The sequence below is a fragment of the Nocardia sp. NPDC006982 genome (genome assembly GCF_042869435.1).
GTDB lineage: Bacteria > Actinomycetota > Actinomycetes > Mycobacteriales > Mycobacteriaceae > Nocardia.
In genome coordinates this window covers 926684-940019 of record NZ_JBIAFV010000002.1, presented here as the reverse complement: position 1 = coordinate 940019, position 13336 = coordinate 926684, and the positions used below count along the sequence as shown (strand labels likewise).

12 protein-coding genes are annotated in these 13336 nt (G+C 65.7%); 6 read left to right on the top strand and 6 right to left on the bottom strand.

The annotated features are described in order from the left end of the window. The first annotated feature begins 147 nt into the window (after window positions 1-147). Window positions 148-774: an HD domain-containing protein gene (locus ACFYOW_RS13195; protein ID WP_387287407.1), complete on the top strand. Its 627-nt coding sequence runs from the start codon at window positions 148-150 to the stop codon at window positions 772-774. Between the two features lie 1030 nt (window positions 775-1804). Here the strand turns inward: ACFYOW_RS13195 and ACFYOW_RS13190 are convergent. From ACFYOW_RS13190 to ACFYOW_RS13180, 3 genes are all read right to left on the bottom strand, one after another. After that, window positions 1805-2947 (bottom strand): FG-GAP repeat domain-containing protein, encoded by a 1143-nt coding sequence (locus ACFYOW_RS13190; RefSeq protein ID WP_387287405.1) that lies wholly within the window; start codon window positions 2945-2947, stop codon window positions 1805-1807. 631 nt (window positions 2948-3578) lie between these two features. Next, window positions 3579-4502, bottom strand: a complete 924-nt coding sequence (locus ACFYOW_RS13185) for a hypothetical protein (protein WP_387287403.1) — start codon at window positions 4500-4502, stop codon at window positions 3579-3581. A 117-nt stretch (window positions 4503-4619) separates the two neighbouring features. Further along, window positions 4620-5447 (bottom strand): hypothetical protein, encoded by an 828-nt coding sequence (locus ACFYOW_RS13180; protein WP_387287401.1) that lies wholly within the window; start codon window positions 5445-5447, stop codon window positions 4620-4622. A gap of 964 nt (window positions 5448-6411) precedes the next feature. On the opposite strand from ACFYOW_RS13180, the gene ACFYOW_RS13175 reads away from it, so the two are divergent. After that, window positions 6412-6954: a DinB family protein gene (locus ACFYOW_RS13175; protein ID WP_387287399.1), complete on the top strand. Its 543-nt coding sequence runs from the start codon at window positions 6412-6414 to the stop codon at window positions 6952-6954. Window positions 6955-7287: 333 nt separating this feature from the next. Here the strand turns inward: ACFYOW_RS13175 and ACFYOW_RS13170 are convergent, their stop codons facing one another. Beyond that, the gene (locus ACFYOW_RS13170) at window positions 7288-8190 is read right to left on the bottom strand and encodes a LysR substrate-binding domain-containing protein (protein ID WP_387287397.1); all 903 of its coding nucleotides are present in this window, start codon (window positions 8188-8190) and stop codon (window positions 7288-7290) included. Window positions 8191-8340: 150 nt separating this feature from the next. On the opposite strand from ACFYOW_RS13170, the gene ACFYOW_RS13165 reads away from it, so the two are divergent. From ACFYOW_RS13165 to ACFYOW_RS13155, 3 genes are read left to right on the top strand one after another with little or no spacing between them, the layout of a single operon-like run. Then, a complete protein-coding gene (locus ACFYOW_RS13165; protein ID WP_387287395.1) occupies window positions 8341-8652 on the top strand; it encodes an EthD family reductase in 312 nt (103 codons plus the stop codon). Continuing rightward, on the top strand, window positions 8585-8881 hold the full coding sequence (locus ACFYOW_RS13160; protein ID WP_387287393.1) for a Gfo/Idh/MocA family oxidoreductase: 297 nt from the start codon (window positions 8585-8587) through the stop codon (window positions 8879-8881). Before ACFYOW_RS13165 ends, ACFYOW_RS13160 begins: the two co-directional genes overlap by 68 nt. 9 nt (window positions 8882-8890) lie before the next feature. Then, a complete protein-coding gene (locus tag ACFYOW_RS13155; RefSeq protein WP_387287518.1) occupies window positions 8891-9634 on the top strand; it encodes a hypothetical protein in 744 nt (247 codons plus the stop codon). A gap of 292 nt (window positions 9635-9926) precedes the next feature. Here the strand turns inward: ACFYOW_RS13155 and ACFYOW_RS13150 are convergent, their stop codons facing one another. Beyond that, complete coding sequence (locus ACFYOW_RS13150) at window positions 9927-11540, bottom strand: serine/threonine protein kinase (RefSeq protein ID WP_387287391.1); 1614 nt, start codon at window positions 11538-11540, stop codon at window positions 9927-9929. A 183-nt stretch (window positions 11541-11723) separates the two neighbouring features. Next, the gene (locus tag ACFYOW_RS13145; RefSeq protein ID WP_387287516.1) at window positions 11724-11951 is read right to left on the bottom strand and encodes a transposase family protein; all 228 of its coding nucleotides are present in this window, start codon (window positions 11949-11951) and stop codon (window positions 11724-11726) included. Between the two features lie 352 nt (window positions 11952-12303). Between ACFYOW_RS13145 and ACFYOW_RS13140 the strand changes: the two genes are divergently transcribed. Further along, window positions 12304-13167: an alpha/beta fold hydrolase gene (locus ACFYOW_RS13140; protein ID WP_387287389.1), complete on the top strand. Its 864-nt coding sequence runs from the start codon at window positions 12304-12306 to the stop codon at window positions 13165-13167. Window positions 13168-13336 lie beyond the last annotated feature (169 nt).

The following is a 13336-nucleotide window of genomic DNA, read 5'->3' as shown; positions in this document are numbered from 1 at the left end:
TTCTCGGCGGCGTGGGGGTGGGGCAGATCGGTCAGGGTCAATCCGCCGATGCCGGCTTCGCGGTCCCGGACTGTGACGGCTCGCATGAAGGTCCTCCCGGTAGTCGTTTGTACTGGTACGGGCCCTTCCACGCCGTACTGTCGAAGTATGGTCGTTTTGGACGAGCTCGTGATTCCTGACACGGCCGCCGCATCGGCTGCCTTGGAGGTGGCCTCCGCTTACCATTCCGCCGCCTTGCTGAACCACTCGCGCCGCGTCTACGTCTGGGCGGCTGCCTACGGCAGGCAGCAGGGCATCCGGTACGACGCTGAACTGCTGTTCGCGGCTGCGATGTTCCACGACATCAGCCTGGTGCCGGAATTCGACAACCACACCCTCTCCTTCGAGGAGGCCGGCGGCCACGTCGCCCGGGTGTTCGCCGCAGGCGCCGGTTGGCCGAGCGAGCGCCGCGAACGCCTCGGCGAAGTCATCGTCCGGCATATGTGGCCTGACGTGGACGTGGCCGATGATCCTGAAGGTCACTTGCTGTGGCGGGCGGCGGCGTTGGATATCGCGGGCAAGAACATCGACGACTTCAGCCCCGCCTTCCGTGCCGAAGTACTCCAGCAGTACCCCCGGCTCGGGCTCGCCGACGAGTTCCTTGCCTGCTTCCAGGCTCAGGCCGACCGGAAGACCGGTAGCTCCGCCGCACGCGCAATGCAGTCCGGCCTCACCACCAGGATGGCCGCGAACCCCCTCGACGCTGGTTCCGAGCACACGCCCGACGAAAACTAGCAACTGCGCTATCGCGTGCCCCAGTCGCTTCTTGTGCCCACGCGATGAGGCTCCGTGGCGCGAATTGGCATGTGCCGCAGGCCATCCGTCCGCGCCGGTAGTGGAACGAACCTGCCAGGCGATCGAGCCGTTGCTACGGGATCGCGGGCAGGGTGTGAGTAGCAATCCTCCAGAGCCAGGGGTGCCCTGAGAAGCTGTTGCGATCGCAGCAGCAAGAGCACAGCGGCAGTGCGTTTCTGCCAGCAGCACTCAGCGAGGGCCGCTGTGCCACAGTGGGGTCTGGGATTTTCGACCACGCGACGGCGACTGTTTCGGCAGCCTGGAATTGGGTGTTGCCCGATCGCTGGTCTTCGTCGCTGCGGAATAGTCTGTCGCACCGTCGATATGCCGTGATGATCTCAGGACAGTCGCTGAGATGGAACTCGACCGGATGCTGTAGAGGCCGAGTCGGGGTCGGCGGCGGATCAACCGCGAGCGGGTGCCGGTGGACGGTCCGGTCTCGGCGTCGACCCGTCTCCTCGACCAGCCGAGGATCGGCCTGCCCGGTCATCTCGAACGTCCACCTCACGCGCCGTCCACCAGGCACCACAGCCCTTGTGCCGCATAGCGGGCATCGCCCCGGTGACAGGACGTGGTCACCGGCTGGCTGCGAGCACGGCGCCCGCCGAACTTCGTGGTGGCACCACCGATCGGGCCAGTGATCGTCCAGCTTTACGCGCCAACAGTGCGGGCGCGCTCGACGCGGCAATCTGGAATTACATGAGCGATCGGGTGCGTCGACAGGACAGTATGAATGCGTGAACTACCGAAACTCGCGGGCCGTGGCCGCCCCTACCTCGCTACTGGCACGCCGTACTGGGAGGCGTTGAAGGACAACCTCAACGAGGAGAGGAGGGCGGAAGCCTGGGACCTGGACTACAGCTACCGCCCTGGCGATCTCATACGGACCGTCATCACGACTTCACCGCGAATGTTCATCGCGCTAGAAGTCGCAAAGGCAGACGGCGCCCGCGGGGCCTGTCGAAGTCGATCAGGCCGCGTAGTTGATGGGGGGCCCAAAGGTACCGTCGCCCTTGCCATAGCGCAGGGTGATGTTCCCTGAGCCGGTGTTACCGATGACCGTGTCGATCTTTCCGTCGCCGTTGAAGTCAGCGAGAATCGGGGTGGACAGGGGGACGAGCCCGCCGGAGGGGTATGTGTGGGGGACGCCGAAAGTGCCGTCACCGGTCCCCAGCAGGACGCTGATACTGGAGGTGCCACCGTTGGCGACCAGCATGTCGAGCTTGCCGTCGCCGTTGATGTCGGCGACGTCGAAGCATTGCGGGAGCAGGCCGCCAGTCGAGTATGCCTTGGGCGGCCCGAAGGTCGCGTCCCCCTTGTTGAAGAGCGTGGACACGGTGCCGGCAGCGAGGTTGGAGAAGAGGATGTCGGGCTTGCCGTCGCCGTTGATGTCGCGCGCCATGCCGTACCAGGCGGTCAGAGCACCCTCGCTGGACGTGGTCGGGGCGGCGAAGGTGCCGTCACCGCGGCCGCGGTAGATCTGGATGGTGCTGTTGACGTAGTTGCCGCGTAGCAGGTCGAGGTTGCCGTCCCCATCGAAGTCTGCGGCGTCGGCGGACCCAGAGCCGACGCCCAGGTTGCTGGAGTAGTTGACGGCCTTGGCGAAGGTGCCGTCGCTGTTGCCTAGGAGCACCGACATCGATGGGGCCTGGTTGGAGGTGGCAAGGTCGGGGTTGCCGTCGTGGTTGAAGTCGCCGACGGCCACCGCCCCAGGTGCGAGGTCGGTCGGGTAGTTGACGGCATTGGCGAAGGTGCCGTCGCCATTGCCCATCAAGATGGAGACGTCGTGCGAGGTGAAGTTGGTGACGGCCATGTCAAGCTTGCCGTCATGGTTGAAGTCCGCAATGCCGACGTAGTCCGCCTGACCACCGGTGGTGTAGCGGACCGTGGGCTGGAAGCCCCCGCCGGGCTTACCCAAGAAAACCGACACGCCGTTCCCGAGAAGGAAGTCACTGAACACGACGTCCGGGTAGCCGTCGCGGTTGAGGTCGGCGACCGCGGGAACCGCGGGGCCAGGGTTGAGGTCGGCGACCGAGGCGCCCTCGTCGGTGAGCGCATCGGCGGATGCTTGGGAACTTGTGAAGGTATTTCCGGCCAGCGCGGTGCCGGCCATCGCCAGAAAAGCGAGAGCGCTTACGACGAACCTGGTGCGTGACAATTGTTCTCCCGATTGTCCGAGATTGGCCCCGACTTATGTGCTGCCCCAGCCTGCGAGAAGCGGGCGCCGGGAACAACGCCGATTCGGCCCGCTTACGATCACTTTCGCTTATCGAGCCATCGGTTCTCGCCGTATGCCCGACCGACCAGGTTCTCCAGCGCGCCGCTGTTCCACCGCAATATGGCGGCGGACCTAAGCCGCTGGCACGATCTCGCGGGGATCTCACCCGCCCTTCGCCTTCGACACATCAGCAACGCGTGCGTCGCGGTGATCACCAGAAACGAACCAACGACACCGACTACCCCGAACAACGACGACCACGCCGCCGACCTCGCCGACGAATTCCACCCCAGCACAACACCTGATAAGCACCCTGCCGCGCTGAAAACCGACAGCGCAGCAGGGAACCGCACGATCTGGAGGAGACCGCCAGCAGATTGTCGCGGTCGGTTTCTGCCGGATTGGTGACGCAACCCGAGGTGCAGCAGGCCAGAGTCTCATTTCGAGGGAGCTAGGTCAGCAGGAAGGGGGTGGATCGGTGCCTGGATTCGAGCCCACGACGCGGGTGACGGTGTCGGCGAACGTGCTACGTCTTCAATCCGTCCAGCGCCCTGCGAGCTTGGTTTTCGGCGATCGCGGCGAGCTCGTCCCGGTTCACCGGGGGTTCGCCCTTCGCGCGCAAGACAGCAACTTCCACTCGTACCGAGACATTGCTGTCCTGCACGCCCACGATGTAGGTCATTCCGTTGCTGGTGTCCGTGGTCGCGGTATGCCAGTAGCCCTGGGCGCCGATTCCAGTGACCTCGCCCGAGGCCAGCCCCGATCGGACGGCGCTGGTGTCGGTCTGTTTCCAACGGTCGTAAGCGGGGGCGGCGTCGGCACCGGTGATCTGGGCCTGGAGACCGATGCCAGCTTCATCGACGGTGGCATCGTCGACGACAGTCGAGGGGCTGGTGTAGCGGAGGGCGCAGTACAGGTTGCCGCCGTCGAAGTTATTCGGCGGGAATTCCTGATGCACAGGGGCTTCCCTCGGGGTGGACGACCACCTGTGCAACGGCGTGGGATCGACAAGATCACACGCGTTGGTGATCTCACTCATCGAATAGATTCCCGGCGCCGGTTCCCGGCGGGATGTGGTGGCCGAAGCCGGACTGGACGTGGCCGAGGTGCTGGACCGGTTCGGGGCAGTGGCGGAGTCGCTGTCTCTGTTGCCGACGACGACACCGATCACCACGCCGAGACACAGCACCACCACCAGCCCGAGCACACCGGCAACGATCAGCCCCGTTCTGCCGCTGCCGGTTCGCGGCGGATACGGTGGCCGCCGGTATCCCGGACCAAGTGGGCCGTACCCGATAGCGGGCCGACCGGGCGCCGCTCCAGGCGCAAGCGTGTACCTGCCCGATTCCGGGACGCCCCAGCCACCAACCGGCGGATCGGGTTGTCGCACAGCGGGATCGGCGCCCTCGGGCGTCGACCGATCGTCAGGTCCGCGCTGCGAATCGGTCATCCTGTAGCCCCTCCGGTTCCGCAACGGGCTCCCCGTCGACCTCAACTGCGACCCGATCGTATTCCAGCCACCGTCGATCGTCCGCCCGTCCCACCGGTCCGCTCGAGTCACTGGTCGCTACTTCTCCCGCAGACCATCCAGCGTCCTGCGGACCTGGGACCTGGCGATCGAATCGAGTTCGTCCCGGCGCACCGCGGGAGAACCCGTCTCACGCGTGAGGGAGATCTGCACCCGCACCGAGACATTGGCATCCTGCACACAGACGACGTAGGCCATGTTCGCGACGAGGTTTCCTCTGACTTCGGAGTACCAGTAGCCCTGATTGCCGATTCCGGTGACCTCACCGGAAGCCGACTCCGCTGCGGGTGTGGCGACATCGGCGTGCTTCCAATGGTCGTAGAAGGGCGGCGCCGCACCGTTGGTGAATTCGGCCTCGACGCTCATACCGGCCTCGTTCATGGGGAACTCGCCGGCGGTCGCGCTGGTGTATCCGGCATCGCACTTCAGGCCGCCGCTCTCGTAGGCGGTTGGCCGCGTTTCCCTATGCTCGGGAGCACCCTTCGGCGTGGGTGACCACTTGGTCAACGGCGTGGGATCGACAAGATCGCAGGCGTTGGTGATTGCATTCATCGAATAGGTGCCCGTTTTCCCAGTAGCCGAGGCACCGGCGGACTCACTGCTACTGTCGCCACCGCCGACGACGATGCCGATCACCACACCGAGCCCCAGCGTCACCACCAGCCCGAGTACACCGGCGATGATCAGAGCCGTTCTGCTGGTGCCGGTCGATGGTGGCTGATACGACAGTGTCGGCCCATATCCCTGGCCAGGTGGCCCGTATGGCGTGGCCCAGCCGCCTGTCGGCGGATCCGGTTGCCGCGCAGCGGGATCGACGCCGCCCGGCATAAGCGGCTGACCGTCAGGTCCGCGCTGGGAATCGGTCATCCCTGTAGCCCTTCGATTCCGCAACGGGCTCCCCCGTCGCCCCGCAACTCAGAGCCGATCGTATTCCCGTCACCATCGTCACGGGCAGCAACGGTCGCTGTCACTCCCGGCACGTCGGCTTCCTGGGCAGAGGATTTCGTGGATGACGCGCCTCGTCGGCATCCACCGCTGACAGGTGCAGCCCCAGATGGCCTCCAGAACGACGCGAGCGGCCATCGGGGGCGAGTGGTTCGGCGATGTCGAGGGAGCGAATCTGGCCGGCCATGCCCGGCACTGTACGAGCAAGTTCCGACAGGACTTGTTGAACACCAACCGTTTTCGACACGTTTGTTGAACACTGTCTTGGCGCGGTCGTCCTGACTGTCGGTGTCGAGGTTCGGAGTCGGTTTCAGCGATAGCCGAAGTGCCCTTCAGCGGGGAGAGCGAAGCGGGCCAGGAGTGGGTGGGGTGGTGTCCCTGGGCCTGCTCTAGGAAGCGGTATCGTGCCCTGTCGCGGGCGGCGGGGTCGGCGGTTCTCAATGTTTCGCCGAGGCCGTAGTTGACGATGCGCTGCCAGTATTCGGAGGGGTCGTCCAGTGGTTCGGGATCTTCCCATTGCGCTTGCTGGATGGCGTCGATCTGGAGGCCGATGGAGTCGGCCAGTTCACGGAGCCGGCGGGTGGTGCCGAGCTCGGCGTGCGGGTCTGCCAGCGGGATTCCTTCGGCTTCGGCGGCCTGGCATGCCAAGCGGTTGACGCTCAGGCCCTGGGCTGCCGGGACGGTGAACTATCAGACGAGCCTGAGGATCCCCTCGCGCAACGTGCGCGTCACGAGGACGTCGGGCGGGCGTGAGCCGTGCTGGGGTGCCCTTCGAACGCACTGAAATGCCGAATGTGGGGCATTTGGTCCGGTGTTTTGACTCTGAACGCGAGCGCGCGACCATCGTCGTATGAGCGTTTCGCGGCGCTCGAATCGAGGTGCAGTCATGTCACAGCCGAACGTCGATCGCGACGGTCTCGCCGCAGACCTGGAGCGAACGAGGGCCGACTTCCATCACCTGCTCGATACCACCAGCACCGGCGAGTGGGGAGCCCCGACGAACGGGACGCGGTGGACCAACGAAGAGTTGTTGTTCCACATGGTGTTTGGCTACATGATCGTTCAGAAGCTCCTGATCCTCGTACGGGTATTCGGCTGCCTACCTGCTGGCGCGAGCCGCGCGAACGCACGAATTCTGAACGCGGTGACCGGCCCGTTCGACGTGATCAACTTCTACGGCTCCCGGCTGGCGGCACGCATATACAACCGGCACCGGATGGGCGCAAAGATGGACCGGGTAATCGCCTCGTTGCAGCGTTCCCTGCGGCGGGAAGACACAGCCGCGTTCACGCGCGAGATGAACTACCCGAGCCGCTGGGATCCGTACTTCCAGGGATCCATGTCCCTCGCGGACCTGTACCGGTATCCGGGTCAGCACTACGACCACCACCGGAAACAGCTGACCGTCACCGGTGTCCGCGAACAATAGACCGGCTCGCCGAACACACTCTCTTGCCGTGACCCGCGCGTCCGTTCGGGCGGTTCGCCGGGACCGCGGCATCGTGGAGGATGGCTACCTCCTCTGATCTGGATGCCACCTTTGCCGGTGACGACCTCGTGCTCCGGCTGCCCGCGCTGGCTTACCTCGCTCGCTTCTCCGCGGTCTCACGCATCCACACCAAATCCGACTTCTACTGGTGCAGCCACCACCAACTCACCCACTCGCGGTGCCGGGCGACAGACGGGGCGTATCCGGACCTGGCCGACTTCACCATCGATGACGCCGGGCGGCCGACGTCGGTCTCGCGTGACCTGCTGCGCGTCAGTCCGGCAGCCAGTGCAGCTCGTGTGCCAGGGTTTTGGCGACGGCACGGATGCGGCGGTGTACTGGCGACTGCTCGCGCGGGAGGACCAGGTGGATCGTCAAGGTGGGTGCGCCCTGCAGCGGTCGCCACGTGAGACCGGCCGGTTGTGTTGTGACCGCGGCTTCACCGGCCGGGGCGAGGGTGAGCCCGTCGCGTAGGTCGCGCTGAGACATGTCGAAAGAGACTGCGGGCGTGTGGAATCGGGGGTTCGGCCCGGTGTCGCGGAACAGTGCGGACAGCTGATCGTGGATCACGGGGTTGGCCGTACGGTCGGGCAGTCGCAGCGGATACGCGGCCGCATCGGCGATCTCGATCTCCGGGTGTCCGGCCAGCGGATGATGCTGCGCCAGCTGGACCCCGACGCGCATACGCCGCAGCAGGAACCGGCGCACGCCACGACCCGGCTGTTCACCGCGGGTGATCCCCGCATCGATGCGGCCGTCGGCGACCGCGGGGGAGATCTCCGGTGTCGCCATGGGGACCGCGCCGACCTCGAGTCCCGGGCTGCTGTGAATGAGCCTGTCCACCAGGGCCGGTGCCGTCTCGGCCCCGGTGCTGAGGCTGTATCCGATGCGCAGCGTGCCCAGTTCACCGGCCCCCGCATTCCGGGCGGTGTCCCATGCCCGGTCCAGCGCCACCAGCGCGGGCGGCGCGGACTCCGCCAAAGCCGCACCGGCCGTGGTCAATACGACGCTACGCGTGTTACGAACCAGCAGGCTCGTGCCGAGTTCCGCCTCCAATCGGCGCATCCGGGCACTGAGTGCGGGCTGCGCGATACCGATCCGTGCGGCCGCGCGGGTGAAGTTCAACTCCTGCGCCAGCACCAGAAAGTACCGCAGGCTCACCGTATCCGGAGCCACATGCCCTCCCGGCCGATTGATAACGATCCGTTCTGAGTCTATCCCGTCCCGGTCTTTCCCTCGACCACACATCAAGCCCTAACCTGCGCATATGACGATTCAACCGACCGCGGTACTGGACACGGCACTCACACACACCGGGAGGCAGTCATGCACAAGTTGCTAGTCCTGTATCCCAAGCCCGTCGACCCTGACCACTTCCGCGACTACTACGTGACCACCCACCTTCCGCTGGTTATGAATTGGCCCGGCCTGCTTGCGTGCCGCTACAGCTTCGACGTGGCGGCGACCAAGGGAGAAGCGCCGTATTTCGCGGTCTTCGAAGCCGACTTCGCTGACGCCACCGCCATGGCCGCGGCGCGGTCGTCGCCGCACGGCCAGCGGGCGGCCGCCGATGTCGTCAACTACGCCACCGGCGGTGTGGTCGTCATCGACTATCCGGTGCAGGACGGCACCAGCTGAGGCGGGACGGTACGCTCCGGGGCGCGTTCGGCCGACCGTCGCGGCCAGGTCCTGGCGGAACGCCGTTCCCAGTTGCCGTTTCGTAGAGCTGATCCGCCTGGCGCTGGCGGCGGGCAAGCACGTCTACTGCGAGTGGCCGCTGGCGCTGAACACCGCCGAGGCCGAATCGTTGGCCGAGTTCGCCTCAGACGCGGGCATCCGCCACGTGGGCGGCCTGCAGACCCGATAATCGCCGGCGATCGCCCGCGCCCGCCAGTTGCTCGCGGAAGGTTATGTGGGGGACGTTGTTTCGGTGACCGTGTACTCCGCACGTCACCTGGGTGCGGGCACACGGGTACCGCCTTGGGCGGCCTACACCCTCGACCAGCGCAATGGTGCGGGCATCGTGGAGATTGTCGGCGGGCACACGCTCGACACGGTCGAGTACCTGATCGGCGCTTTCACCGACCTGTCGGCCCGACTCGCCATCCGCCACCCGCATGCCGTGATCGAGGAAACCGGTGCCGCAATCGATGTGACCACTCCGAACCATCTGCTGCTCGACGCCGTCACGGCGGACGGAGTCGTGGTGTCGGCTCACATCCATGACTCCAAGGTGACCAACGGTCACACCCGGATACGGTCCCGACCTTCGAGGACGGGGTCCACATGCACCGTCTGCTCGACGCCATCCGTAGATCGGCAGACACCGCGACACGGGTGCCAACCTCCTGAGGAACCCGACGCCTCGTCGGCGGCCGGCACAACCAAACACGCGATTCGGGAGACACGACCTAGCCACCCCGCTCACGATCTATCGGCCACCCACCAAACCAAGGCCCTCGCAGCATACCTACGGCTCGCTGACCACCGCCCTGACAAGGAATGCTCGCAGTTCCCCTGGGATACCAAACCAACAGACGGCACCCACATCCGCAGGGAGTACGCGTTCAGGTCACCGGCTGCCATGCTGTCCATCACACGGTCGGCCGGTACCTGGTAACCATCGCGCTAGCCAGTCGCTGGATATGCCCGGCACTCAGCTGTGTGGTCAGCGTCGAGGGGGCAGGGCACCTCCTCCTAATCCGCTGCCAGCATTCGCGCGAGTTCATCCATCCTTCGGCGCTGGACTGGTGATGAGATTGCATTGCGCTGTCAGCGACCACTGAAAGTCCCTCGGGGACGGCCTAGTTGCGATGGTTCTGACGCAAACACCGTGATCGTGCTGTTCGGCGCTCGACGCTGCCGCACAACTCGACAGCGAACTGCGCGAACGCCTTCTGGACTGACGCGCGTCACTTACCGAGCGGCATGGACTTCCAGAGGGACAGCTTCTGATCGTCGTTGGAGGGGGTCTCGTACTGCTCGATTTCCACCGTGAACCGGCTGCGGTCGGAATCCATGCTGAATCCGGTGCTGATCACGCTGAACCCAACCGAGGGGTCGGTAAATATCAGCTTCATCGGTTCGGAGACGTCGGGGTGGATTTCGGTGCGCAGCTGCTCATGCGTGGACGGCGCGTGGATATGCTGGTCCGCGGCCTCGGGGGTGTCGAAATAGGCCAGGGTGAGGGAGAAATCGGTGTTCGCGCTGACGCAGTGGATGACTGCCTTCTCATAGTTGTCGCAGGTGGTGTCGTGCCAGCCGGGCTGTTTCGGCTTGCCGGGCACCAGCTTCGGGAAGGCGGCGGCGATGCGCTGCTGGTCACTGCTCCAACTGGGAGGCTTCGAGTCGTAGGCCGCGTACCCCACAACACCCGCCACGGCCAGCGCCAGCACCGTCACAACCGATCCCAGTCCGATCAGAGAGCGGCGACCGCTGGGCTTGCGCGGGGGTACCGCTGGGAACGATGTGCCGGGGAACGCGGTGGACGGAATCGCTCCTGCCGGACGCGATTCGGGTGGATTCTGCATCGAAGGCATGGCCGCGGCAGGGATCTGGGCAACCATGGGTGACCCGGCGCCGATTACCGTGGGCGGTGCCGTGAAATGCTGCGCCGCCGCTTGCGGCGATGCGGTCGGATATCCCTGCGCCACAATGGTTTCCGCGGCGCGCGCAGTTTCCGTCGGCAGCCCCTGCAACGCATCCCGCGCGGCCGCGGCGAATTCCACGCAGCTGCCGAACCGCTGCTCGCGCTGCTTGGCCATGCCCCGGGCCAGCACCTGATCCAGCGCAGGCCGCAGGTCGGGGCGGAATCGGGTCACCGGCGGTGCCGGCATGCTCAGGTGTCCGGCGATGACCTGCGCGGGATGTTCGGCATCGAAGGGCGTGCGGTGAGCCAGCAGTGTGAAAAGCGTGCAAGCCAAGGAATATTGGTCGGTGCGATGGTCCACTTCGGAGCTGGCCAGCTGTTCGGGCGCGGCGAAAGCGAGGGTGGCCGTGAAGGTTCCGGTCGCGGTGAGCTGGGAGGTGGCGCCCAGTACCCGCGCGATCCCGAAATCGGTGAGCACCGGGCGTTCCTCGAGCCCGGTCTCCGGGGCGGCGAGCAGAATGTTCGCCGGTTTGACGTCGCGGTGCAGCACAGCGCGCGAGTGCGCGTAGTCGAGCGCGGCGGCGCAGCCGGTGAGGATCCGCAGCACTCGCTCGATGGTCAGCTGATCCGGTCCCAGTTTCGCGGCATCGGTCCCGTGGATGTACTGCATGGCGATCCACAGCTGTTCGTCGTGGATCCCGCGATCGTAGATCCCCACGATTCCCGGATGTTCCATGCGGGCAACGACACTGGCTTCTTGCTCGAAGCGGCGACGCATCTCCGGGTCGGCACAGACCTCCCGATCGAGCAGCTTGAGCGCGAGCTGCCGCGGCAGCCGCGGATGCCGGGCCAGATACACCGAGCCCATGCCGCCTCGGCCCAAAACCCCCTCGATCGCGAAGTCGGCGAAGGTCGATCCGATATCAAGCTGAGCCAACAGCTCCCCCGTTTCCTACACGCACTGCGTCGCGAGCATATCCGAACCCGGCCGTGCCGGGTGCCGTGAATTGTCGGGGCCGAGGCGACTGATGTCGCCTTCCTCAAAGATCATGTATCTTGTTGTTTCGGGTTTGTCGGTGTCGCCTGCCAGCTTGTGTGGGTTCTGGCGCAAACACCGTGATCAACTCCGTGGGGATTTCTGACCACCGCCTGCGTGGGTGAGCAGGATACGCTTTCTCAGCAGATCCAGATTTGCCCTACCGAAGAATTGTCGTTCCAGCCGTAACACCAGAGTTCGGCCCGCGACCGCAGCATCGGCCAACCGACGCCGATAGCGAGAATGCACACGCACAGAAGCTGTTCCGCACCGAGGACACTGGGCCCTTGTGGTGGCAACAGCCGCCCCCATGATCACCTTGTCGCCCTCGCTACGGACGTCACCGATCAGCAGATCACCCAAGTGCGGCAACAACTTTCGTACCAGATCAACGCACGCTCGCTACCATTACCCATACCGCTCCGGATCCAATGGCAACACGCCGAACAGCACGATCACGGTGTTTGCGCCAGAACCGTTGCGATTCCCCACCGACGGCCAGTTATGGCGATCCGGCGCACCACCAGCAATCTGGCTGAACGACCGGCAATGGCCGAGGTCGGAGCGATTGCGTGGGTGTGGACACCATCGCGGCTACACCGATGACTTTCTGACGAATCCGTCGTCGATACCTCTGGGTATACCGACAGACAGGAGTCCAGGTATGACGAGACCGTTTCGAATGGGCGTGACCTCGGTGCGGGCCAACGGTGTGGATCTCGGCATCGAGAGCTTCGGTCGCGCGGACGATCCGTTGGTCTTGCTGGTCGGCGGCACAACGATGCTGTCCTGGCCCGACGCGCTGTGCGAGCGGCTCGCGTCGGGCGGGCGGCGCGTGGTCCGCTACGACCTGCGCGACTCCGGCGCCTCGACAACCCTCGACCCGGAAAATCCCGCCTACGACCTGCGCGATCTCGTCGCCGACGCGGCCGCACTGGTCAAGGTGCTCGGCACCGGGACCGCCCATCTCGGTGGCGTCGGCGTCGGCGGGATGGTCGCTCAGGTCGCCGCGCTGGACCACCCGGACGTGTTCTCCGCACTGACCCTCGTCGGCACCCGGCCGGTGGCGCCGGGCCCGGTCGACGAGGACTTGCCCGACCACGACCTCGCAGTCATGGGCACGCTGTTCTCCAGCCCGCTGCCGGACTGGACCGATCGCGACGCTGTCGTGGCGTTCGTCGCCTCGGGGGCCGAGTCGATGGGCAACGATCCGGAGGAGGCGCGGGCGACGGCGGCCCGAATCTGGGACCGGACACCGTCGAACGATCCCGCCGTGTGCCAGGCGAATCAGCTCGCGATGGTGTTCTCCCGAATCGACTGCGCGCCACGCTGGCGGGGCCGGCTCGGCGAGCTCGATGTACCCACGCTCGTGGTGCACGGTCGTGCCGACCCGTTCTTCCCAGTCGGCAACGGCGAGGCCCTCGCCGCCGAAATCCTCGGTGCGCGACTGCTCGTCCTCGACGACATGGGTACCGCTCTGCGCCACGCCGCGGCCGACCAGGTCGCTGCCGCCATGCTCGCACTGTAGCCGCCGGTTGGGAGGCATCCGGAGTCGGCGGAACGCACCATAGCCGCACGATCGGAGAGTCGCCAAGCTGGATCGTCGCCGCTACTCGTTTGCTGGGGCGGCCACATAGCACCCCGCTATGTGGCCGCCAGTGGGAGTTTCAACTGGCCGCTGAAGGGCCACACGGTAG